This window comes from Goodfellowiella coeruleoviolacea (assembly GCF_024171785.1).
GTDB classification, from domain to species: domain Bacteria; phylum Actinomycetota; class Actinomycetes; order Mycobacteriales; family Pseudonocardiaceae; genus Goodfellowiella; species Goodfellowiella coeruleoviolacea.
The window spans coordinates 39,816-63,400 of record NZ_JAMTCK010000007.1 but is presented as its reverse complement, the minus strand read 5'-3'; the positions used below and the strand labels follow the sequence as shown (position 1 = coordinate 63,400).

Below are 23,585 nucleotides of genomic sequence, written 5' to 3'. Positions count from 1 at the left end.
CTGGCTCACCGCACACCGCCCCGGTGCCCGGGGCGGACCAGCGATCAGCAGGACTTGGTCCAGGAGCACTCCAACGCCGACTCCCGCACCGGGGTGGCCGCCTCGTCGGCCGGCACGGCCGCGCGCTGCGCCGGCACGGACACCGCCACCGAGGTGTCGTCGGCACCCCGGTAGCCGGCCAGCCGCACGGCCACCGCGTCCTCGACGTCCTTGAGCGAGGCCGCGCTGAAGTTGTTCTGCACCAAGGAGAACGCCAGCGTCTGGCCGCTGGCCGCGGTGACGTAGCCGGACAGGCCGGTGACCCCGGTCATCGACCCGGTCTTGGCGTGCAGGTTGTTGGCCGCCGGTGTGCCGGCCATCCGGTTGCGCAGCGTGCCACCCACCATCCGGTCGCTGGCCCCGGCCACCGGCAGCGCGTCGTACCAGACACCGAACCACGGCTTGGCCTTGGCGGCCACCAGCAGCGCGGCGATCTGGTCCGGCGCCACGTTGTCCATTCGGGACAGTCCGGAACCGTCGAACAGGCTCAGCGCACCGGTGTCCACGCCCAGGCCGGCCAGCCGGGACTTCGCCGCGGCCAGGCCCGCGCTCCAGGTGCCGGCGCCGGATTCCTTGCGCCCCATGGCCTTCACCAGCGCCTCGGCGTGCAAGTTGTTGCTCAGCTTGAGGAACGGCACCAGCAGCTGGCTCAGCGGCATGGACTCGTGGGCGGCCAGCTGCCGCGCGCCGGCCGGGGTGGCCGCGCTGCGGGTGCCGCCGGTGACCTTGATCCCCTCGGCCGCCAGTGCGGCGCGGAACAGGCTGGCGACCAGGCCGGTCGGGTTGACCACGGTGATCCACTGGCGCACCGCGGCGCCGCCGGCCGGCACGGAGCCGCGCACCCGCACGGTGTTGGTGCCGTGGTCGCGGGCCACGGTGAGGGTGCTCGCGGACCCGGCCGGGCCGGTGACCGCGGTGTTGTCCACGGTCAGGTAGTCGGTCGGCGGGTCGAAGGTCACGGTGGCGGGCTGGCCCGGCTGCCCCGGCGTGACCACGACGGTGATCGAGCCGGCGTCGTAGTCGGTGTCCGGTGCCACGGTCAGCGCGGAGGTCTGCGCGCTGTAGTAGTACGGCTCGTCGTCCCAGGCCCACCCGGGCGGGAACGGCACGCTGTCGAACCAGGTGTCGTCGGTGACCAGGTCGCCGTTCACCCGGCGCACGCCCTGGGCGGCCAGGGCGGCGGCCAGGTTCCGGTAGTCGGCGGCCAGCATGGTGGGGTCACCGGTGCCGCGCAGGTACAGGTCACCGCCGAGCACACCGCCCCGCACGCTGCCGGTGCTGTGCAGGCTGGTGGTGAACCGGTGGTCCGGGCCGAGGACCTCCAGGGCCGCGGCCGAGGTGAACAGCTTGGCGTTGGACGCGGGCACCAGCCGGCGGGCGCTGTCCCGGGTGTAGAGCACCTCGCCGGTCGTGGCGTCGCGCACCACCAGCCCGGTGCTGGCACCGGCGAGCCTGCCGTCACCGAGGATCCTGTCCAGGTCCTTGGCCAGCGCCACCGCCGCGGTGGCCTGGGCGCCCGGTGGCGCCGCGCCGGGCGGGCCCGCCACCAGGGCAAGCCCGGCGACCAGCGCGATCGGGATGGCGAGGACGCGTGCGCGAGCGAACATCTGCACTCCTGCGAAGTCGGGGAACCAGCTCCGGACGTGAGCATTCTGGCGGCCACCCGGCCGTCTCGGGATCGGTGCTGGCCGGGTTGTCCCGTCCGGATGCGCGCGGCCCCCGGCAGGTTGGCTGCCGGGGGCCGCGTCAGGGGCGGGAGCTGGTCAGCCGGTCAGGCCGACACCTCGCTGCGGTCGGCCGACCACAGGGTGTGGAACGAGCCGTCCCGGTCCACCCGGCGGTAGGTGTGCGCGCCGAAGTAGTCGCGCAGACCCTGCACCAGGGCGGCGGGCAGCCGCTCGGCGCGCAGCGCGTCGTAGTAGGCCAGCGCCGAGGAGAAGCCCGGGGTGGGCACGCCCGCCCGCACCGCGGCCACCACCACTCGCCGCCACGCCTCCCGCGCCTGCTCCACCGCGCTGGCGAAGTAGTCGTCGACCAGCAGCGAGGCCAGCTCGGGGTCGCGGTCGTAGGCGGCCCGGATGCGGTCCAGGAAGCGGGCGCGGATGATGCAGCCGCCGCGCCAGATGGTGGCCATCGCGCCGAGGTCGATGTTCCAGCCGTAGGTCTGGCTGGCCGCCCTGATCTCGTCGAAGCCCTGGGCGTAGGCGACCACCTTGGAGGCGAACAGCGCGTGGCGCACGTCCTCCACCAGGCCCTCGGGCGCCTTCGCCGCGGCCTGCTCCGCCTCGGGGAACGCGGCGCGCACGGCCGCGCGCTGGTCGGTGTTGGCCGACAGGGAACGGGCGAACACCGCCTCGGCGATCCCGGTGACCGGCACACCCAGTTCCAGGGCCTCCTGCACGGTCCACCGGCCGGTGCCCTTCTGCTCGGCCTGGTCGGCGATGACGTCCACGAGCGGCTTGCCGGTGGCGGCGTCGACGTGGCCGAGCACCTCGGCGGTGATCTCCACCAGGTAGGACTCCAGGTCACCGGAGTTCCAGGTGCGGAACACCTCGCCGATGGCGGCCGGCTCCAGGCCGCCGACGTGCCGCAGCAGGTCGTAGGACTCGGCGATCAGCTGCATGTCGGCGTACTCGATGCCGTTGTGCACCATCTTGACGAAGTGGCCGGCGCCGTCCGGTCCCACGTGCACGCAGCAGGGCTGGCCGTCCACCTTGGCGGCGATGGTCTCCAGCACCGGGCCGAGGTGCTGGTAGGACTCGGCCGAGCCGCCGGGCATGATGCTCGGCCCGTTGAGCGCGCCCTCCTCGCCGCCGGAGATGCCGGCGCCCACGAAGTGCAGGCCGCGCTCGCGCAGCCGGGCCTCGCGGCGGCGGGTGTCGGCGAAGTGCGCGTTGCCGCCGTCGATGATCATGTCGCCGGGTTCGAGCAGGTCGGCCAGTTCGTCGATGACCGCGTCGGTGGGCTGCCCCGCCTTGACCATGATGATGATCTGCCGCGGCCGCTGCAGGGCCGCCACCAGGTCCGGCAACGTCTCGGCCGGCACGAAGTCGCCCTCGTGGCCGTGCTGTTCCACCAGCGCCCTGGTGCGTGCCGGGGTCCGGTTGTGCACGGCCACCCGGAACCCGTTGCGAGCCAGGTTCCGCGCCAGGTTGCTGCCCATGGTCGCCAGGCCGGTGACCGCGATGCGGGCCGTGCCGGTTGTGCTTTCTGCCATGGACACCAGCCTGCCCGATTCTGGGCCCGGCGCCAGTACCGGACACGTACTGGGCCAGGTGTGGTTCATGACGTCCGCAACCGGAATACCCGGGCGGGTTGGTGAATCATGGTCGGCGCCGGCCCGCCCGCCAGGCCGTGGCCGCGCCCCTGACGTGCGGTTAGGCTGGCGGTGTGAGCGCGGAGAACGGTGCCACCGCGCTGGTCAGCGAGGCGGCGGTGGCCACCGACCGGCCGGAGCGGTACGGCTCGCAACTGGTCAGGCACTTCGCCAACAGGGTCGAGACGCACTGGGCGGACGGCCGGGGCGAGGTGCGCTTCAGCGCGAGCTTCGCGGGTCGCGCCGAGCTGCGCTGCGCGCCCGGCGTGCTGCACATCCGGGTCAGCGCCCCGGACGGCGAGTCGCTGCGCCGGGTGCGCGAGGTGGTGGCCGACCACCTGGTCCGGTTCGGCCAGCGCGACCGGCTCGTGGTCACCTGGACCTGAGCCCGGCGTCGAGCCGTCTGATCACGGCTGGGTCGGCCCGCTGCCCACCTGGTTGGCCTCGATGGCGACGGCCACGGCCGCCAGGTCCTCGGTGGCCAGCGTCACCGACGCGGCGCCCACCCAGTCGTCCACCTGGTCGGCCCGCCGCGCGCCCACGATCGCCCCGGTGATGCCCGGCCAGGCCAGGGTCCAGGCCACGGCCGCCGCCGGCACGCTCACCTGGTGGCGCCGGGCCACCTCGTCCAGGGCGCGCACCACGGCCAGGTTGTCGCGCAGCTTGGTGGTGAACTCCGGGTTCTGCCTGCGCCAGTCCCCCGGGTCGAGCTTGGCCACGCTGTCCTGGTCGTACTTGCCGGTGAGCAGGCCCGACTCCATCGGGCTGTAGCCGATGACCGCGGTGTCGTGCCGCCGGCACCACTCCAGGTCCGCGCCGGCGAAGTCCCGGGCGATCGCCGAGAAGTGCGGTTGCAGCGAGTCGACGTGCCCGACCGCCTCGGCCCGCTCCAACTGGTCCGCGCTGTGGTTGGACAACCCGGCCGCGCGGATCTTGCCCTCCCGCTTCAGCTCCAGCAGCGCGCCCCAGTAGTCCTCGACGGCGGTGCCGTCCGTGGGCGGCCAGTGCATCTGCAGCAGGTCGAGCCGGTCCACGCCGAGCCGGCGCAGCGACTGCTCGCACTCCCGCCGGATGCTCTCCGGCCGGCCGACCAACTCCGGCGTCGCCCCGGGATCGTCGGAGGTGAACACCATGCCGCACTTGGTGAACACGTAGGGCCGGTCGGCCTCGGGCAGGTCGGCCAGGGCACGCGCCACCACGTCCTCGGAGTGGCCCCTGCCGTAGACCGGGGCGGTGTCCACCCAGTTCACGCCGAGTTCGACGGCCCGGCGGATGGCGGCGACCGAGTCGTCGTCGTCCTGCGGGCCCCAGCCGTACACGCCGGGGCCGCCGACCGCCCACGCGCCGAACCCGACGGGCGTGATCGCCATGTCCGTGGTGCCGAAAGTCCTGCGCTCCATGCCCCGATCCTGCAAGACCCCGGCCGGGTCCGCATTTCCTGCGGCCCGGCCGGCCGGCCCGCCGACGCGGCCCGCGGCCCGGGGCCCGGTCAGCAGCGGGTCAGGACAGCACGCGCAGCAGGCCCTCCTGCACGACCGTGGCCACCAGGCTGCCGTCGTGGCTGAAGAACCGGCCGGTGGCCAGGCCGCGCGAGCCGGACGCGCTGGGCGAGGCGCAGTCGTAGAGGAACCACTCGTCGGCGCGGAACGGCCGGTGGAACCACATGGCGTGGTCCAGGCTGGCGCCCAGCACCTTGTCGGTGCCCCAGTACACGCCGTGCCTGGCCAGCACCGCGTCCAGCAGGGTCAGGTCCGAGGCGTAGGCCAGCACGCACACGTGCAGCAGGTCGTCGTCGGGCAGCTTGCCGTCGGCCCGCATCCACACCTGGTTGCGCGCCTCGCGCCGGCCGGTCTCCCGGGCCAGCCAGGGCGGCTCGGTCACGTAGCGGATGTCGATCGGCCGGGGCACGGCCGACATGCCGCCGATCCGCTCCCGGTAGTCGCCCACCTGCTCGGCGTAGGTGGGCAGGGTCTCCGGGCCGGGCACCTCGGGCATGGGTTCGGCGTGGTCGATGCCGGGCTGGTCCAGCTGGAACGACGCGGACAGCGAGAAGATCGCCTTGCCGCGCTGCACCGCCACCACCCGCCGGGTGGTGAACGAGCGGCCGTCCCTGATCCGGTCCACCTCGTAGACGATCGGGATGCTGGGGTCGCCGGGCCGGATGAAGTAGGCGTGCAACGAGTGCACCCGACGGTCGGCCGGCACCGTCCGCCCGGCCGCCACCAGCGACTGGCCGGCGACCTGACCGCCGAACACGCGCACCGGCGACTCCGCCGGGCTCACCCCGCGGAAGATGTTCTCCTCGATGCGCTCCAGGTCGAGCAGCGCGACCAGGCGGTCGAGCACCGGCTGTCCGTACGCGACACCGTCGGGTGTCATCGGCACGGGGACCGCCGCAGCCGCGGCGGCGGGGTCGGCCGCCGCGGCGCGTGCTGCCTCAGTCACGTGACCTCCTCGGTCGTACCCCGGTCCGGGGTCACGGACCGAGATCAGGCGTGGTCTTCTTCACCCAGACGGTGTACCCGGATGAGGTTAGTCGAGCCGACCGTCCCGGGCGGCGAGCCAGCGACGATGACAACCAGGTCGCCGGCCTGGTAGTGGTCCATGGCCAGCATCGACTGGTCCACCTGGCGCACCATCTGGTCGGTGGAGTCCACCTTAGGCACCAAGAACGTTTCGGTCCCCCAGGTGAGAGATAGCTGACTCCGCACCTCCTGCTCGGGCGTGAAGGCCAGCAGCGGCAGCGGCGTGTGCAGCCGGGCCAGCCGGCGCACCGTGTCGCCCGACTGGGTGAAGGCGACCAGTGCCTTGGCGTGCAGCCGCTCGCCGATGTCCCTGGCCGCGTAGGAGATGACCCCCCGCTTGGTGCGCGGCACGTGGGTCAGCGGCGGCACCACGGTGGACTCGGCCTCCACCGCCATGATGATCTTGCTCATGGTCTGCACGGACTCGATGGCGTAGCGCCCGACGCTGGTCTCCCCGGACAGCATCAGCGCGTCGGCGCCGTCCAGCACGGCGTTGGCCACGTCCGAGGTCTCGGCCCGGGTCGGCCGGGAGTTGCCGATCATCGAGTCGAGCATCTGGGTGGCCACGATCACCGGCTTGGCGTTCTCCCTGGCGATCTGGATGGCCCGCTTCTGCACCAGCGGCACGTACTCCAGCGGCAGTTCCACGCCCAGGTCACCGCGGGCGACCATGACGCCGTCGAAGGCCAGCACGATGGCCTCCAGGTTGTCGACGGCCTCCGGCTTCTCCAGCTTGGCGATGACCGGCCGGCGGCCCTTGCCGACCCGGTCCATCACCTGGTGCACCAGGTCGATGTCGGCGGGCGAGCGCACGAAGGACAGCGCCACGAAGTCCACGCCGAGGCCCAGCGCGAACTCCAGGTCCTCGATGTCCTTCTCGCTCATGGCCGGCACGGACACGTCCATGCCGGGCAGGGACAGTCCCTTGTTGTCGCTGACCGGGCCGCCCTCCACGACCTCGCAGACCACGTCGGGGCCCTCGATGTCGGTGACCACCAGGCCGACCTTGCCGTCGTCGACCAGCAGCCGGTCGCCGACCTTGGCGTCCCTGGCCAGTCCCTTGTAGGTGGTGGAAACCCGGTCGTGGGTGCCGGGCACCTCCTCGACGGTGACCCGGACGACGTCACCGGTACGCCACTCGACCGGGCCGGCCGCGAACCTGCCGAGCCGGATCTTCGGGCCCTGGAGGTCGGCCAGGATGCCCACCGCCCGGCCCGAGTCGCGGGCCGCGGCCCGAACCAGGTCGTAGACCTGCTTGTGGTCGGCATGGCTGCCGTGGCTGAAGTTCATCCTGGCCACGTCCATGCCGGCGGCTACCAGGTCGCGCACCTTCTCTTCGGTGGAGGTGGCTGGCCCGAGGGTACAGACGATCTTCGCACGTCGGCTCACGTTCTAGCAGCCTAGCGCCGCATGCTGGACCGATCCGGATGTACCCACGGGTAATCTTCGGCGGGACGGGACAATTCTGGGCGTGCCCCCTCGAATTATTCCCTTCGTAGCCGCGGTGTTGCTCAGTGTGGTCGTGCTGTTCACCCCGGAGTCAGGTGTGCCCAGCGCGCCACCGGGCACGGACAAGCTCGTGCACGCCGGTCTGTTCGCGCTGCTGGCGATCACCGGCTACGCCGCCGGGATCGTCCGCACCTGGCAGCTGGCCGTGCTGCTGCTCGGCTACGCGGCCGGCTCCGAGGTGCTCCAGTCGCTGCTGCCGATCGGGCGGGACGGCGACGTGCTCGACGCGCTCACCGACGTGGTGGGCGCGGCCGTGGGCCTGGCCGGCTGCCTGGTCGGGGCGGTCGTCGCCCGGGGCAACCCGGTCACCAGGGACGCGCGCTCAGCCCCACGTGGTCAGCGCACCACTCGTTGAACTCCCGCACCTGCCGCCAGCCGGCGCGCACCCGGGTCAGCGCCGCCCGCTCGTGCAGCGCGTCGTCCGGCGGCCAGCAGCGCACCACGTACAGGCTGCGGTGGCGCAGCAGGTCGAGCCGGGGGTGGTCGGCCGCCACCCCGCGCGGCCGGGTCTTCAACCGGTCACCGCGCAGCTCCCAGCCACGCCTGGTCAGCGCGGCCAGCAGGCGGACCAGTTCGCCACCGCGCCGCTCGTCGGCCACGGCGGTGCGGTAGCGGGCCAACTGGTCGGCGGCCATGGCGAACGAGCCGCCGCCGATCAGCAGGCCGGCCGCGCTGACCTCCACGTAGTAGGCGCCGCCACCGCGGCCCCGCTCGACCACGCCACCGCAGTGCGTCTTGTAGGGCGACTTGTCGTGGGAGAAGCGGACGTCGCGGAAGGGCCGGAACACCTTGCCCGGCCCGAACTCCTCGGCCAGCTCGGCCAGCAGCGCCTCCATGGGCGCGCGCACGTCGGACTGGTAGGTGTCCCGGTGGTCCAGCCAGTACGCCTTCGAGTTGTCCGCTTCCAGCCCGTCGAAGAAGTCAACGGCGTACTCGCCGAAACCCGTGAACCGCACGCGGGCAGCCTACGCGCGGGGCCGGCCGGCCCCGCGCACCCGAGCGGACTGTCGGCTCAGCCCTCGATCCACCCGTGCGACTGGGCGAAGCTGACCAGGCGCTGGCGGACCTGCACGATCTGCGCGCCGGTCACCGCGGGAGCCACCTCGATCAGCACGTCGGTGATCTTCTGGGCGAACTCCGCCGTGGAGAGCACGTCGCACAGGTCGTCCTCGCGGGACACCGTGCGCACATCCACCCGGGGCGTCACCGGGGCCGGGGTCTCCAGGATCTGCACCCCGAACGCCTTGAGCCCGCGCTCGCCCTCCATGACCTGGAACTGCACCCGCGTCCCGCTGACCATCAACTGCGCGTCGTCGTTGAGCACCGACGCGTGCACGAAGACGTCGTCACCGCCCTCGTCCGGGGCGATGAAACCGAACCCGCGAGTCTTGTCGAACCTGACAACGCTGCCTGTAGCCACCGCTTGAACCCTTTTCCTGTTCCTGCCCTGACCTGACCTGAAAACGCCGCACGCACTGTGGTTTCCACACCGAACACCGCGACCTCGTGAGCCGCCCCACCGCATCCGTCCGCATGTTGCACACCACACGTTGCCGACACGGTCGCCACGGCGGTTTGCCCAGTGTACCGGCTTCCGCACGCGCTGAACCGGGCCGCGAACCCACAGCCGACGAACGGCGGCGGGCACTGCGCCAACCGGCGCACGCGGGCCCGCACCCGGCCCACGCGCACCTCGACCCACCTCGATCCGGCTGACCCGGCTCGGTTCAGGCGCCCTCCCCCGGCGCGGGGGTGTGCGGCACCCGCTCGGCCGGGACGACCCCGAGCCGGCCGGCCTGGTAGTCCTCGAACGCCTCGATCAGCTCCTCGCGGGTGTTCATCACGAACGGCCCGTACTGCGCGACCGGCTCCCTGATCGGCTCGCCGCCCATGACGAACAGCTCCAGCCGGGGCGCGTTGCCGTCCTGGCTGGCGTCGGCGCGCACCCGCAGCGCGTCACCGCGGCCGTACACGGCCAGCTGGCCGGTGTGCACCGGACGGCCCTGCTGTCCCACGCCGCCCCGACCGCTGAGCACGTAGACCAGCGCGTTGAAGTCGGACCGCCACGGCAGGTCCAGCTGGGCGCCGGGCTCCAGGCTCACGTGCACCACGCTGATCGGGGTGTGCGTGCTGCCCGGCCCGCGGTGGCCGGCCACCTCCCCGGCGATCACCCGGATCAGCGCGCCGCCGTCGGGCGTGGTCAGCAGGGCCGCCGCACTGCCCCGGATGTCCTGGTAGCGCGGCGGCGCCAGCTTCTTGGCGCGCGGCAGGTTCACCCACAGCTGCAGGCCGTGGAACAGGCCGCCGCTGACCACCAGGTGCTCGGGCGGCGCCTCGATGTGCAGCAGCCCGCTCCCGGCGGTCATCCACTGGGTGTCGCCGTTGGTGATGCTGCCGCCACCGCCGTTCGAGTCCTGGTGGTCCATGATCCCGTCGATCATGTAGGTGACGGTTTCGAAGCCGCGGTGCGGGTGCCACGGGGTGCCCTTGGGCTCACCGGGCGCGTAGTCCACCTCGCCCATCTGGTCGAGGTGCAGGAACGGGTCCAGTTCGGGCTGGGGCACGCCGGCGAAGGCGCGCCGCACCGGGAATCCCTCGCCCTCGAAGCCGCTCGGCGCGGTGGTCAGCCGCCGGACCTCCCGGTACCGGGTGGTCGCGGGGTCGAGTTCGGGCAGGCGGGGCAGGACGAGGACGTCGTCCACGGTGATGGCCGGCATGGTGGTCTCCTTGTCAGGCTTGGGTGTCCTGGGATGTGGCCGGGGGCGTGCCGCCGCGCTTGCCGAGCCGCTCGAAGGCCCGGGTGAGGCAGGCCAGTTCCGCCTCGTCGAGCGCGTCGACGAAGTGCCGCCGGACCGAGACCAGGTGGTGCGGCGCGGCCTCGCGCAGCGTCAACAGCCCGGAGGCGGTGAGCACGGCCTGGCTGCCGCGCCGGTCCTCCGGACAGCTCTCGCGCACCACGAGCCCGCGCTTGGCCATGGAGTCCACCTGGTAGGTGGCCCGGCTGGGCGCGAACGCCATCCGGTTGGCCAACTCCCCCATGCGCAGCCGCTGTCTCGGGGCCTCGGAGAGCAGGACGAGCACCTGGTAGTCGGTCATGCTCAGCCCGGTGGCCGACCGCAGGTCGTCCTCCAGTTGGGCGTTCAGCCACAGGCTCGTCTCGATGTAGGCGCGCCAGCACCGCAACTGCGCCTGGTTCAACTGCTCGACCACGCCACCACGCTACCACTCTTTCAAATCTGAACAACATGCCCGGTGGCCCGCTGTTCGGCCAACTCCAGAAGGAAACTCTCCAGCACAGCAGCCATCCAGAGGATGTTTTTCAAATCTGAAACACTGGTCCGCCGGACGGCCGGCGGGGCCGCCACCCACCCCTGGGTGACGGCCCCGCCCAGCTGCTCGCCCGCCCCTACTTCAGGGCGTAGGCCCGGATGATGGTCTGCTCCACCGCGTTGCCCTCGGCGTCGGTCGCACTGGCCCGCAACGACACGTACCCCGCGCCCCTGGGGTGGTGCGGGAACGCCAGCCGCTGCCCGGCGACCGTGCGCACCGGCACCGCCGTCCAGGTCGCGCCGTCGTCGAAGGACGCCCACACGGCGAGTTCACGCACCTCGCCCGGCTTGTCCTGGCCGTTGCGCTGCAGGTACAGCGGCACCGGGAACGGCACGCCCGACGGCGCCCGGTTGTGCTCGTCCAGCACCGGGGCGAACCGCACCGCGGTCAGCGGCAGCGCCGCCGGCTCGGCACCGGCGACGGTGTCCGAGGCGAACGTCCAGTCCGCGCGCACCGACGTGGACAGCTGCCCCGCACCACCGCGGGTGGCCTCGGTGTGCAGCCGGAACGACGCCCGCCCCGCCGGCACCGGGAAGCGGCCGTAGCCGGCATAGGCGGTCTCGCCGACCCGCTCGCCGTCCCGGTACAGCACGGTGCCCCCGCTGGTGGTTCGCGCTCCGCCACCGTGGTCGGCCGCCTGGTCGGTGAACAGCGGGACGTTGAACCCCAGGGTGTCGCCCTCCCGCCCGGCCAGGTCCGCCGGGTAGCCCGGCTCCAGCGGGAACGCCGGCCCGAACACGCCGGTGTTCCACCGCTCCAGCACCGGCCGGCCGGCCGAGAACGTCCGCGCGGGCACCGTGGACAGGTAGCTCTCCCGCGCGTCGAAGTCGTCCGGGTCGGTGGTCTCGCTGAACGTGCTGTACCACGGGACATTCGGGCTGTAGTACTCGGTGAGGCCGAACGGCAGCGGCGCGCTCACCATCTCCTCGCGCACGCCATGCCGGCCGGGCACGGTCGCCGCGTGCTCGGAGCGCACCCGGACCAGGTCCCGGTCCGCGCTGTGCCGCACCAGGTCCGCGGGCACCAGGGCGTCCTCGGACTGGCGCACGTGGTACAGGTACGGGCTGCCCGCGAATCCGCCCCTGCCGTCCGGTTCGGCCAGCACCGCGCCGATCTCGAAGGTGAACCTGCCCGGCGCGGACGTGCTGGACGGGCGCGTGTACTGCCCGGCGAAGTCCCGCCCGATGATGCTGAGGCCGGTGTCGCCCCAGCTGGTTCGCAGGCCGTACGAGAGGTAGGACGATCCCGGTCGGGCATTCGCCCGGTCCACGGTGACCCCGACCGGCTTGCCCGCCCTGGCGTCGACCGTGACCTCGGCGTCCCCGGTCACGGTGAACTCGGGCTCGATCACGTTGGTGTACTCCCACCCGTCCGCGACCTGGTCCTGCACACCCGCCTCGAAGTAGAAGCGCCCCTTGGGCAGTCGGGCGACCACCGTGCCGGAGGCGTCGTAGGACAGGTACGCCTGCGGGTGGTCGACGTCGACGAAGCGGAACGAGTACTCGGGCGTGGCCTTCCCGGCCCGGTCCAGGAAGTGCAGCGTGACGTCGTAGCTCTCCACCTCCCTGGTCACCGCGATCGGCGTGGGGATCGAGACCTGGCCGCCGGTCGCGGTGATCCGGCCGGTGTAGTCGCCGTCCGGACCGTCCACAGTGGTCGTCGTGGTGACCGTCACCTCGGCCTGGCCGCCCGCGGGCACGGTGACCCGGCTCGGTGCCACGGTGACCATGCCGGCGGGCGCCGGGTTGCCGGCCGGGTCGCGCACGTCCGCGGCCAGCTCCAGGGTGAGCGGCTGCGCGCCGGCGTTGTGGTAGGTGAGGGTTCGGACGATCGGGGCGTCGTCCCCGTGCGGCCACCGGGCGACGCCGTTGGACAGGCTGGCCGGCGTGGCGTACACCGGCTGCGCCACCGCGCGCGCCACGTCCACCCGGCCGGCGCCCTGCTCGAACACGGACTGCCCGCCGATCGGCTTGGCCGCACCCATCAGCGCGGCCTTGAGCTGTTCGGCCGTCCAGTCCGGGTGCTGCCCGGCCAGGATCGCCGCCGCCCCGGCCACGTGCGGCGCGGCCATCGAGGTGCCCGACAACCGCGTGTACGACTGGTCGACCGGGTCACCGAGCTGCCCGTGCGCGGCCCGCGCGGCCACGATGTCCACGCCCGGCGCGGTGAGGTCCGGCTTGATCGCCCGGTCCACCCAGCGCGGCCCCCGGCTGGAGAACTCGGCCAGCGCGTCGTTCCGGTCCACCGCGCCCACGGTCAGCGCCCGGTCCGCCGCGGCCGGGCTGCCCGGCGCGCCACCGCTGTTGCCGGCCGACACCACGAACAGCGCCCCGGTCTGTTCGGAGATCCGGTTCAGCGCCTGGGACATCGGGTCGGTGCCGTCCTCGGGAAGGCCGCCGCCCAGGCTCATGTTGACCACATCGGCGCCCGACGCCGCGGCCCACTCCATGCCGGCGATGATCCACGACTCGGCGCCGCCGCCACCGTCGTCCAGCACCTTGCCGTTGACCAGCGCGGTGTCCGGCGCGACCCCGCGGTACCGGCCGCCGCTGGCCGTGCCGCCGCCGGTGATCGTCGAGGCCACGTGCGTGCCGTGGCCGACCCGGTCGTCCGTGCCCGACTCGCTGCCGGTGAAGTCCTGGGCCCGGATCACCGCGTCGGCCAGGTCCGGGTGGCTGGTGTCGATGCCGGTGTCCAGCACGGCGACCGTGGCGCCCCTGCCGGTGTGCCCGGCCTGCCACGCCTGCGGCGCCCCGATCTGCGGCACGCTGTGGTCCAGGGTGGCCCGCACCGGCCCGTCCAGCCAGATCCGCGTGACGCCGGCGGCCATGGTCGTCGCGGTCGCCCCGGTGCCGCGCACCCCCGCCCAGAACTCGGCGGCGCGCGCCTTGTCCGCGCGCACCGCGGTGGCGCCGATGCTGGCCAGCTCACGCGTCACCTGGGCGGCCGCACCCAGTGCCGCCGACCGCGCCTGGCCGTCCGCGTGGCCGACGATCAGCGGCAGGTCCGGACGGCTGGTGTCGTCGTAGCCGACCTCCACCAGCCTGGTCACGTTGAACAGCCGCCGGTCCAGGCTCCCGTTGGCCACCAGCGTGGCCGCGTCCTCGGGAATGACCAGCGTGCCGTCCGGCCCCGCCTGCCGTAAGAACCTGACGTGTTCCCGCCCCGTGGCGGGCCGGGCACTGATCCCCTCCGGTCCGCCGACCACCACCCGGTCACCGGTGATCAGCGTGACCGACCGCCCCGCCTGCGCCGACGCCGACACCACGCGCTCGGCCGGCGCGGCCGAGGCGCCGGCACCCGGTACCACCGCCGCCGCCACCGCCACGACAACCGCGCCCGCGACAGCCGGCCGTCTCCGTCGTCCCCTCAACGGGCCTCCCCATTGGGCCAGGTGCCTCACGCACGGCACGCACGCGGGCACTGTGGGTGTCCATCACGAAGAAGGACACCTGGGGAACCCCTCCGGTTGCCTCACCACCACCACTCCGCCGCGGGCCAGCGAACCTCGTGATCTCACCCCATCGTGTGTCTTGGCAGGCACTCGTCCCGGCATGAACGTGAAGGCCGTGCCATTCCCACCCACCCGGCACGGCAGGGGGCGATCACCAGTGGCGACCTTCCGCGACATCGCCAACGCGCTCTACCACGCACTCGACGGAACCAACCACATCAACGGACTTCTCAACCACGTCGCCGACCTCATCACCGAAGCCGGCACCCTTGTCCACCACGCCTGCACCGGCACCATCGCCCACGCCCTCGACGTGGCACGAATCCACGCCCACTGCCTCGACCTCGCCGAACGCGCCCTCGACAACACCCGCACCTGCACACTCATCAACGACCACATCGAGACCTACCTGCACCACAACCTCGGCATGACCCGCCACGGCACCCCCATCCCCACCGAAACCGCCCTGGCCGGCCCCCACCCCACTCCACCAGGACCTCCACCACCACCTCTACCAGGGCGGCTACAACCGCAAACGCCCCCGAGGAAACCGCCTCACCGGCCACCACCACTACCCACGCGGAACGGGACCAGACGGCTTCGAACTCGCCAACATCAGGAACCAAGGAGCCAACGGTGTTTACGAAGCTGACGTCAGGGGCCCCAACCCCAGGGGTGAGCCCGACGGCAAACGAGACAGCACGTTCTTTCCGGACCAATGGAGCAGCGCCGAGGTCGCTCAGCCGGTCAGGGCAGCTTTTGCGAATCGCATCCACGGTGTCATGGCCAACGGAAAGACTGATCCACGTCTCTGGGAAGGTTTCTACCGGAACATCCGAATTCAGGGATACATCGCCGACGGCACCCAGTTCGACGAGGCGACCCTTGATGACGTGAAAACAGTCTGGCCGGTGATCGAACCAACAATCGAGGAGGAAGGGAGCGACTGATGCGCTTTCGCTTCGGCCGCAACGCAGCCGGTCGCGTCACAGTGGAGGAGGCTGGTGATGGTTCAGATGATCAGTATTTCGTGATCGCACAGTTCCTCGAAGAGCACATGGGTGACACCCTGGATGACGCTGTCAACCAGGCGCGCAACCACGACGAGCTGCTCAGGGATCGTGCGGAGTGGGGTTTCTCCGGAAATACCATCGCCCTGAGTATCGACGAGGAGGGCGCACATCTCTGGAACCTCTTCATCGACGAGCGAGAGGTGTCCATGACCCACGAGGAGTTCATCGAACTCGTCAGCGCCTACGTCCAGGAACTGGAGCACGCCAACGACCCGCGGTCCGCCACCAACGCGCGCCAGCAGCGGGTCCAGTCCGCGCAGGACGATGCCTGATCGTGGCGCGGGGCGGGAAAAAGGCGCTGCCCGGGCCACCTCGTTGTGGCGCCGGGCAGCGGGGTCTCACCGGGGTCTCAGACCACCGCGAGGGGCAGCATGTTGGGGATCACCGGGGCGGGCAGGTCCGACGAGCCGGTGAGGAACGCGTCCACCGCGCGAGCCACCGAACGGCCCTCGGCGATCGCCCACACCACCAGCGACGCACCCCGGTGCGCGTCACCGCAGACGAACACCCCGGGCGCCTCGGTCTGCCAGTCCGAGCCACACGAGATGGTGCCGCGCCTGGTCAGCTCGATGCCCAGGCCGTCGAGCAGCGGCATGTGCTCGACCCCCTCGAAGCCGATGGCCAGCAGCACCAGGTCGGCCGGGATCGTCTCGATCTCCTCCGAGGTCGGCACCACCACGCGCCGCCCGGTGGCCGGGTCCTTCTCCACCCGCACCCGACGCAGCTCGATCGCCTTGACGTGACCGTTCTCGTCACCCACGAACCGCTGCACGGCGACCGCGAACTTGCGTTCGCCGCCCTCCTCGTGCGCGGGGTAGCTGCGCAGGATCCACGGCCACACCGGCCACGGCGAACGCTCGGCGTCGCGCTGGCTGGGCGGCTGCGGGTACTGGTCCAGCTGCACCACGCTGGCCGCGCCCTGGCGGTGGGCGGTGCCCAGGCAGTCAGCACCGGTGTCGCCACCGCCGATGATCACCACGTGCTTGCCGGCCGCGTCGATCGGGCTGGGGCCGTCGCCCTCGCAGGCCCGGTTGGCCGGCACCAGGTGCTCCATGGCCAGGTGCACGCCGGCCAGCTCCCGACCGGGGGTCTCCCGGTCGTCGCGGCCCCGCAGCGCGCCCACGGCCAGGATCACCGCGTCGTAGTTGGCCCGCAGCTGCTCCACGGACAGGTCACCGGGCTTGGTCCCGCCGACCTCGCAGCCGGTCACGAACTTGGTGCCCTCCTCGCGCAGCTGGTTGAGCCGGCGGTCCAGGACGGCCTTCTCCATCTTGAACTCGGGGATGCCGTAGCGCAGCAGGCCGCCGAGCCGGTCGTCCCGCTCGTACACGGTCACGGTGTGGCCGGCCCTGGTGAGCTGCTGGGCCGCGGCCAGGCCGGCGGGGCCGGAACCGACCACCGCCACCTTGCGGCCGGAGGACACGGTGGACGGACGCGGCTTGACCGCGCCGTTGTCCCAGGACACGTCCGCGATGGTCTGCTCGACCCGCTTGATCGCCACGGCGCCACCGGCGTCCGGGGTGATCGCCAGCACGCAGGCGGCCTCGCAGGGCGCCGGGCACAGCCGCCCGGTGAACTCCGGGAAGTTGTTGGTGGCGTGCAGCCGCTCGCTGGCCTGCCACCAGTCGCCCCGGCGCACCAGGTCGTTCCACTCCGGGATCAGGTTGCCCAGCGGGCAGCCGGCCGTGCCGGAGTGGCAGAACGGGATGCCGCAGTCCATGCACCGGGTGGCCTGGGTGCGCACCTGACTCTCCCGCTCGGCCGCGTCCAGCGGGGCGTAGACCTCGTGCCAGTCACCCAGCCGCTCGGCGACGGGACGCTTGGGCGCCTCGGCCCGGGTGTGCTTGAGAAAACCGGTGGGGTCAGCCACGCGACGCCTCCATGATCGCCTCGTCCTCGTCGCGGCCCTCGACCCGCGCGATCCGTACCGCTTCCAACACCCGCTGGTAGTCGCCGGGCATCACCTTGGTGAACGCGGCCGACCGGCGTGGCCAGTCCCCCAGCAGCGACGCGGCCACGGCCGAGCCGGTGAGCTGGTGGTGCCGCTCCACGACCTCGCGCAGCCAGCGCAGGTCCTCACCGCTGGGCCGCTGCAGCTCCACCATGTCCTGGTTCACCGAAGCCGGGTCGAGGTCCAGCACGTAGGCGATGCCACCGGACATGCCCGCGGCCAGGTTGCGCCCGGTCGGGCCGAGCACCACGGCCCGGCCGCCGGTCATGTACTCGAAGGCGTGGTCGCCCACGCCCTCGGCGACCGCGAGCGCACCCGAGTTGCGCACGCAGAACCGCTCGCCCACCAGCCCGCGCAGGAAGATCTCCCCGCTGGTGGCGCCGTAGCCGATCACGTTGCCGGCGATCACCTGCCGCTCGGCCGCGAAGTTGGCGTCCGGGTGCGGGCGGACCACGATCCGGCCGCCGGACAGGCCCTTGCCCACGTAGTCGTTGGCGTCGCCGACCATGTCCAGGGTGATGCCGCGGGGCAGGAACGCGCCCAGCGACTGGCCGGCCGACCCGGACAGGGTCACGTGGATGGTGTCGTCGGGCAGGCCGGCGCCACCGAAGCGGCGGGTGACCTCGGCGCCCAGCAGGGTGCCCACGGTCCGGTTGACGTTGCGCACCGGCAGTTCCAGCCGCACCGGGTGGGCGTCCTCCAGCGCGCCCTCGGCCAGCTGGATGAGCGTGCGGTCCAGCGCGTGCTCCAGCCCGTGCTCCTGGTCGCGGACCTTGCGCTTGGCGGTCTGGTACGGGGTTTCCGGCACCGCGAACACCGGCGCCAGGTTCATGCCCGAGGCCTTCCAGTGCTCGACCGCGTCGTCCACGTTGAGCAGCTCGGCGTGGCCGACCGCCTCGTCGATGCTGCGGAAACCCAACTGCGCCAACAGTTCGCGCACCTCGTTGGCGATGAACTCGAAGAAGTTCACCACGAACTCCGGCGAGCCGGTGTAGCGCTTGCGCAGCTCCGGGTTCTGGGTGGCCACGCCGACCGGACAGGTGTCCAGGTGGCAGACGCGCATCATCACGCAGCCGGCCACGATCAGCGGCGCGGTGGCGAAGCCGAACTCCTCGGCACCGAGCAGCGCGGCCACGACCACGTCCCGGCCGGTGCGCAGCGCGCCGTCCACCTGCACGGTGATCCGGTCCCGCAACCCGTTGAGCAGCAGCGTCTGCTGGGTCTCGGCCAGGCCGATCTCCCACGGCGTGCCGGCGTGCTTGAGCGAGTTCACCGGCGAGGCGCCGGTGCCGCCGTCGTGGCCGGAGATCAGCACCACGTCGGCGTGCGCCTTGGCCACACCGGCCGCGACCGTGCCCACGCCCAGCTCGCTGACCAGCTTGACGTGCACCCTGGCCTGCTCGTTGGCGTTCTTCAGGTCGTGGATCAGCTGGGCCAGGTCCTCGATGGAGTAGATGTCGTGGTGCGGCGGCGGCGAGATCAGGCCGACGCCCGGCGTGGAGTGCCGGGTGCGCGCGATCCACGGGTACACCTTGTAGCCGGGCAGCTGGCCGCCCTCGCCCGGCTTGGCGCCCTGGGCCATCTTGATCTGGATGTCCGTGGCGTTGACCAGGTACTCGCTGGTGACCCCGAACCGGCCGCTGGCCACCTGCTTGACCGCGGAGCGGCGCTCGGCGTCGTAGAGCCGCTCGCGCTCCTCGCCGCCCTCGCCGCTGTTGGACCGGCCGCCGAGCCGGTTCATGGCGATGGCCAGGGTCTCGTGCGCCTCGGCCGAGATGGAGCCGTAGGACATGGCGCCGGTGTTGAACCGCCGGACGATCGAGGAGACCGGCTCCACCTCGTCGATCGGCACGGGTGTGCGGCCCTCGGTGCGCAGCTTGAACAGGCCGCGCAGGGTGCCGCCCTGCCGGGACAGCCGCTCCACCTCGGCGGTGTAGCGCCGGTACACCTCGTCCTGCCTGGTCCGGGTGGCGTGCTGGAGCAGGAACACGGTCTCCGGGGTGAACAGGTGCAGTTCGCCCTCGCGGCGGTAGCTGTACTCGCCGCCGACCTCCAGGCGCCGGTGCGCGCGGTCGGTGGGGTTGTCCGGGTAGGCGCGGCGGTGCCGCAGGGCGACCTCCTCGGCGAGCACGTCCAGGTCGACCCCGCCGAGCTTGGACACGGTGCCGGTGAAGTACTCGTCGAGCAGGTCGTGCGACAGGCCGACGGCCTCGAAGACCTGGGCGGCGGTGTAGGCGCCGACCGTGGAGATGCCCATCTTGGACATGATCTTCAGCACGCCCTTGACCAGCGCGGTCACATACCTGCGCACGGCCTTGCGGGCCTCGGTGCCGGTGATGGCGCCCTGGGCGATCAGGTCCTCGATGGTTTCGAACGCCAGGTAGGGGTTGACCGCGGCGGCGCCGTAGCCGAGCAGCAGCGCGATGTGGTGCACCTCGCGGGCGTCGCCGCTCTCCACCACCAGGGCCACGCGCAGCCGCTCCTTGGTGCGCACCAGGTGGTGGTGCACGGCGGAGACCAGCAGCAGCGACGGGATGGGCGCCATCCGGTGGTCGGAGTCGCGGTCGGACAGCACCAGGGTGCGCGCGCCCGCGGCGATGGCCTCGGAGGCCTCCCGGCGGACCCGCTCGATCGCCTCGGCCAGCGCCCGGCCACCACCGTCCACTTCATACAGTCCGGACAGGACGGTGCAGGAGAAGCCGGGCAGGTCGCCGTCGTCGTTGATGTGGATGAGCTTGGCCAGCTCGTCGTTGTCGATGACCGGGTACGGCAGCTCGATGTGCCGGCAGGAGGCCGGGCCGGGCTCCAGCAGGTTCTGCTCGGGGCCCATCACCCGGGACACCGAGGTGACGATCTCCTCACGGATCGCGTCCAGCGGCGGGTTGGTCACCTGGGCGAAGTTCTGCACGAAGTAGTCGTAGAGCAACCGGGACCGCTGAGACAGCGCCGCGACCGGGGTGTCCGAGCCCATGGACCCGAGCGGCTCGGCGCCCGTGGTCGCCATCGGGGTGAGCAGGACGCGCAGCTCCTCCTCGGTGTAGCCGAAGGTGAGCTGGCGGCGCAGCACCGACTCGTGGCTCTGCACCACGTGTTCCCGGTCGGGCAGCTCGTCCAGCCGCAGCAGGCCGGCGTGCAGCCACTCGTCGTAGGGCGCGCCACCGGCCAGCTCGGACTTGACCTCGTCGTTGTCCACGATCCGGCCGGCCTCGGTGTCCACCAGGAACATCCGGCCCGGCTGCAGGCGGCCCTTGGCCACCACGTCCTGCGGCGGCACGTCCAGCACGCCGGTCTCACTGGCCAGCACCACCCGGCCGTCGGCCGTCTGCCACCAGCGCGCCGGGCGCAGCCCGTTGCGGTCGAGCACCGCGCCGACCAGGGTGCCGTCGGTGAAGGTGACGCACGCCGGGCCGTCCCACGGCTCCATCAGGCTGGCGTGGAACTGGTAGAACGCCCGCCGCTTGGGGTCCATGGAGGTGTGGTTCTCCCACGCCTCGGGGATCATCATCATCACCGCGTGCGGCAGGCTGCGACCACCCAGGTGCAACAGCTCCAGCACCTCGTCGAAGGAGGCCGAGTCCGAGCCGTCCGGGTCGCAGATGGGGAACAGCCTGGCCAGGTCGCCGGGGATGAGCCCGGAGTCCAGCAGCGCCTCCCTGGCCCGCATCCGGTTGCGGTTGCCCCGGATGGTGTTGATCTCGCCGTTGTGCGCCACGTACCGGAACGGGTGGGCCAGCGGCCAGGACGGGAAGGTGTTGGTGGAGAACCGGCTGTGCACCAGGGCGATGGCGCTGGCCAGCCGGGTGTCGGTGAGGTCGGGGAAGAACACCGGCAGCTGCCCGGTGGTCAGCATGCCCTTGTAGACCAGGGTGCGCGCGGACAGTGACGGGAAGTACGCGCCGCAGCCGGCGACCACGCTCTCCCGCTCCACCCGCTTGCGCAGGCAGAAGGCCAGCCGGTCCAGGTCGAGGCCGCGCGGCAGCCGGCCGTCGGCGTCGGGGGTGCCGGCGACGAACAGCATGGTGAAGTGCGGCATGACCGAGCGGGCCGTGGGGCCCACGCCGGCGGTGTCCGGGTCCACCGGCACGTCGCGCCAGCCGAGCACCCGCAGGTCCTCCTCGGTGGCGATGCGTTCCACCAGTGCGACGGCCTTGGCCCGCTGCTCGGCCTCGACCGGCAAGAAGACAACACCGGCCGCGTAGGCGTGCTGCCCGTCCTCGTCCGGCTCGGGCAGGTCGAACGGCACCTCGGCGCGCAGCAGCGCGTCGGGCAGTTGGAGCAGGATGCCGGCCCCGTCACCGCTGGTGGGTTCGGCGCCGGCGGCGCCGCGGTGTTCGAGGTTGGCCAGGGCGGTCAACGCGTCGGCCACGATGCCGTGCGACCGCCGACCCCTGATGTCGGCCACCATTGCCACGCCGCAGGCATCACGCTCAGCAGCGGGGTCGTAGAGCCCCTGGGGGCTGGGGATGGCGGAGAAGATCACTGCGCAGACCTCCCTCGTCGTCCTCGGGCTGTGAGTCCTCAGTCGGACAGCCGGTCTGTTGTGGGGGCTCGGGACGACGGTGGCCCGCGTGTTGACGCGACTTTAACAGTCGCGAAACGAATAAACACCCTCGTAAAGGTGATATGAGTCATTGCAATGTAACGATTGAAGCGCCGTTGACGACACTACCGCCGACGCTCGGACCTCGCGTTTGGCCACCGCGGGGATAACCGCGCCCGCTAAACCCTACCCACCATCCATCCGGTGTCGCTACTCCGTTCGGACTACTCGCATCCCCCGGTGGCCGAGCGCACACCGCCGTTCGCGCCAGGCCGTCGCCCCCGTTCGGCCCGTGCCCGGCTGTGACTCACTCCATGCCGTCCCGCCCACCTGGTACGGTCCCGGGTTGCCGGTCGGCCCGTGCCGACCCGGCCGCGCGCAGGCAGCGAAGACCGGTGCGAATCCGGCGCTGTGCCGCAACTGTGATGGTTCCCCACCCCTCGCCGGGGCTGGTCGGGGCCGAGCCAGGACGCCTGCCCGCCGCGCGTTGACGTCTTCCGCTCCCGGTGCAGGAGTGGCGCGTCCTCACCCGCCCTGCGGGGCAGGCCGCCCCAGCGCCGGCCGATCCGCCCCGAGGGACCGATGCCGCTACCCCACCTCCTCCGCCGCCGCGCACCCCGTTCCGGCGCCCGCCGCACCGCACGCCGGCTCGCCGTGACCGTGCCCCTGGTGTCCCTGGCCGGCGTGCTCGCCCTGACCGGCTGCGCCAACCGGGAACGGGACGCCGCTCCCGGCGCCGGCACCAGCACGACGGCCAGCAGCGCCGCCCAGACCGCCGCCTTCCCGGTCCAGGTGACCGTGCCAGGCACCGACCACGCCGTCACCGTGGAGCGGCGGCCGGAGCGGATCGTCTCGCTCGCCCCGAGCAGCACCGAGTCGCTGTTCGCCATCGGCGCCGGCGAGCAGGTGGTGGCCGTGGACAACCAGTCCAACTACCCGGAGCAGGCACCCCGCACCGACCTGTCCGGCTACACCCCCAACATCGAGGCGATCACCGGCTACAACCCGGACCTGGTCATCGCCTCCAACGACACCGAGCAGCTGGTGGCCAGCCTGGAGAAGGTCAAGGTCCCGGTGCTGCTGCTGCCCTCGCCGCACAACCTGGACGAGCTGTACGCCGAGGTCACCGCGCTGGGCAAGGCCACCGGCCACCTGACCGAGGCCGAGGACCTGGTCCGCACCATGCGCTCGGACATCGACAAGATCGTCAAGGACACGCCCAAGCCGGCCAAGCAGCTGACCTACTACCACGAGTTGGACCCGCAGCTGTACAGCGCGACCTCGCGGACCTTCATCGGCCAGATCTACGGCCTGTTCGGGCTGGTCAACGTGGCTGACGCGGCCGGAGGCACCGGGGACTACCCGCAGCTGTCCCCCGAGCACGTCATCAACGCCAACCCCGACCTGGTCTTCCTGGCCGACACCAAGTGCTGCGGCCAGGACGCCGCTGCCGTGGCGGCCCGACCCGGCTGGCAGTCGGTGACCGCCGTCCGCGACAACGGTGTGGTGGCGCTGAACGACGACATCGCCTCGCGCTGGGGCCCCCGCGTGGTCGACCTGGTGCGCACGGTGTCCGACGCGGTGACCAGGACCGCACAGCAGGGCTGACCACCACCCGGCCGCGCGCCGCCCGACCACACCAGCGGCGGCGCGCGGCCGGGCGCACCTGATCCCTGCCCGCGAACGATGAGGTGTCCGTGTCTTCTCGACCCTCGGCTGACCACCCCAGCCGATCGGCGTCAGCACAGCCCCAGCCCGACCAGACCGGCCAAACCCCGCCGTCCCAGCCCCCGCCCGGCGAAGCCGGCCAAACCTCACCGTCCCAGCTCCCGCCCGGCAGAGCCAGGC

The 23,585-nt window shown here is 72.1% G+C and carries 17 protein-coding genes and 1 pseudogene; 5 read left to right on the top strand and 13 right to left on the bottom strand.

Annotated elements, in window-relative coordinates:
- Positions 1 to 44 precede the first annotated feature (44 nt).
- Positions 45 to 1,646: a D-alanyl-D-alanine carboxypeptidase/D-alanyl-D-alanine endopeptidase gene (gene dacB / locus LX83_RS16300; RefSeq protein ID WP_253772183.1), complete on the bottom strand. Its 1,602-nt coding sequence runs from the start codon at positions 1,644 to 1,646 to the stop codon at positions 45 to 47.
- A gap of 164 nt (positions 1,647 to 1,810) precedes the next feature.
- Positions 1,811 to 3,256: an NADP-dependent phosphogluconate dehydrogenase gene (gene gndA / locus LX83_RS16295; RefSeq protein ID WP_253772181.1), complete on the bottom strand. Its 1,446-nt coding sequence runs from the start codon at positions 3,254 to 3,256 to the stop codon at positions 1,811 to 1,813.
- Between the two features lie 173 nt (positions 3,257 to 3,429).
- Between gndA and LX83_RS16290 the strand changes: the two genes are divergently transcribed.
- Entirely contained in the window at positions 3,430 to 3,741 is a 312-nt protein-coding gene (locus tag LX83_RS16290) for a DUF2218 domain-containing protein (protein WP_253772179.1), read from the top strand.
- A 21-nt stretch (positions 3,742 to 3,762) separates the two neighbouring features.
- Here LX83_RS16290 and LX83_RS16285 read toward each other — a convergent pair whose 3' ends face one another.
- The 3 genes from LX83_RS16285 to pyk all read right to left on the bottom strand — a co-directional run bounded on the left by LX83_RS16285 (position 3,763) and on the right by pyk (position 7,269).
- Complete coding sequence (locus LX83_RS16285; protein ID WP_253772177.1) at positions 3,763 to 4,755, bottom strand: aldo/keto reductase; 993 nt, start codon at positions 4,753 to 4,755, stop codon at positions 3,763 to 3,765.
- Positions 4,756 to 4,855: 100 nt separating this feature from the next.
- On the bottom strand, positions 4,856 to 5,800 hold the full coding sequence (tesB, locus tag LX83_RS16280) for an acyl-CoA thioesterase II (RefSeq protein ID WP_253772175.1): 945 nt from the start codon (positions 5,798 to 5,800) through the stop codon (positions 4,856 to 4,858).
- A 44-nt stretch (positions 5,801 to 5,844) separates the two neighbouring features.
- Positions 5,845 to 7,269, bottom strand: coding sequence for a pyruvate kinase (gene pyk, locus LX83_RS16275; protein ID WP_253772173.1), 1,425 nt, complete (start codon positions 7,267 to 7,269; stop codon positions 5,845 to 5,847).
- A 115-nt stretch (positions 7,270 to 7,384) separates the two neighbouring features.
- Between pyk and LX83_RS16270 the strand changes: the two genes are divergently transcribed.
- The gene (locus LX83_RS16270; RefSeq protein WP_253772171.1) at positions 7,385 to 7,744 is read left to right on the top strand and encodes a VanZ family protein; all 360 of its coding nucleotides are present in this window, start codon (positions 7,385 to 7,387) and stop codon (positions 7,742 to 7,744) included.
- On the opposite strand, the gene LX83_RS16265 is transcribed toward LX83_RS16270, so the two are convergent.
- The 6 genes from LX83_RS16265 to LX83_RS16240 all read right to left on the bottom strand — a co-directional run bounded on the left by LX83_RS16265 (position 7,695) and on the right by LX83_RS16240 (position 14,612).
- Complete coding sequence (locus LX83_RS16265; protein WP_253772169.1) at positions 7,695 to 8,345, bottom strand: DUF2461 domain-containing protein; 651 nt, start codon at positions 8,343 to 8,345, stop codon at positions 7,695 to 7,697. The two genes, LX83_RS16270 and LX83_RS16265, sit on opposite strands and share 50 nt — an antisense overlap.
- 56 nt (positions 8,346 to 8,401) lie before the next feature.
- Positions 8,402 to 8,809: a cold-shock protein gene (locus LX83_RS16260; RefSeq protein WP_253772167.1), complete on the bottom strand. Its 408-nt coding sequence runs from the start codon at positions 8,807 to 8,809 to the stop codon at positions 8,402 to 8,404.
- A 307-nt stretch (positions 8,810 to 9,116) separates the two neighbouring features.
- Entirely contained in the window at positions 9,117 to 10,106 is a 990-nt protein-coding gene (locus tag LX83_RS16255; protein WP_253772165.1) for a pirin family protein, read from the bottom strand.
- Between the two features lie 13 nt (positions 10,107 to 10,119).
- The gene (locus tag LX83_RS16250; protein WP_253772163.1) at positions 10,120 to 10,599 is read right to left on the bottom strand and encodes a MarR family winged helix-turn-helix transcriptional regulator; all 480 of its coding nucleotides are present in this window, start codon (positions 10,597 to 10,599) and stop codon (positions 10,120 to 10,122) included.
- A gap of 196 nt (positions 10,600 to 10,795) precedes the next feature.
- Positions 10,796 to 14,092 (bottom strand): S8 family serine peptidase, encoded by a 3,297-nt coding sequence (locus LX83_RS16245; protein WP_253772161.1) that lies wholly within the window; start codon positions 14,090 to 14,092, stop codon positions 10,796 to 10,798.
- Positions 14,093 to 14,324: 232 nt separating this feature from the next.
- Positions 14,325 to 14,612: a hypothetical protein gene (locus LX83_RS16240; RefSeq protein ID WP_253772159.1), complete on the bottom strand. Its 288-nt coding sequence runs from the start codon at positions 14,610 to 14,612 to the stop codon at positions 14,325 to 14,327.
- A gap of 67 nt (positions 14,613 to 14,679) precedes the next feature.
- On the opposite strand from LX83_RS16240, the pseudogene LX83_RS16235 reads away from it, so the two are divergent.
- Positions 14,680 to 15,123: pseudogene (locus tag LX83_RS16235) on the top strand (EndoU domain-containing protein); the annotation flags it as partial.
- Positions 15,123 to 15,518: a hypothetical protein gene (locus LX83_RS16230; RefSeq protein ID WP_253772157.1), complete on the top strand. Its 396-nt coding sequence runs from the start codon at positions 15,123 to 15,125 to the stop codon at positions 15,516 to 15,518. The pseudogene LX83_RS16235 and the gene LX83_RS16230, both read left to right, overlap by 1 nt.
- A gap of 77 nt (positions 15,519 to 15,595) precedes the next feature.
- On the opposite strand, the gene LX83_RS16225 is transcribed toward LX83_RS16230, so the two are convergent.
- Positions 15,596 to 17,116 carry a glutamate synthase subunit beta gene (locus tag LX83_RS16225; protein ID WP_253772155.1) on the bottom strand — a complete coding sequence of 507 codons (1,521 nt, stop codon included), beginning with the start codon at positions 17,114 to 17,116 and terminating at the stop codon, positions 15,596 to 15,598.
- A complete protein-coding gene (gene gltB, locus LX83_RS16220; RefSeq protein ID WP_253772153.1) occupies positions 17,109 to 21,677 on the bottom strand; it encodes a glutamate synthase large subunit in 4,569 nt (1,522 codons plus the stop codon). The genes LX83_RS16225 and gltB overlap by 8 nt, the downstream gene beginning before the upstream one ends.
- A gap of 714 nt (positions 21,678 to 22,391) precedes the next feature.
- Between gltB and LX83_RS16215 the strand changes: the two genes are divergently transcribed.
- Positions 22,392 to 23,345 (top strand): ABC transporter substrate-binding protein, encoded by a 954-nt coding sequence (locus tag LX83_RS16215; protein ID WP_253772151.1) that lies wholly within the window; start codon positions 22,392 to 22,394, stop codon positions 23,343 to 23,345.
- The last annotated feature ends 240 nt before the right edge of the window (positions 23,346 to 23,585 follow it).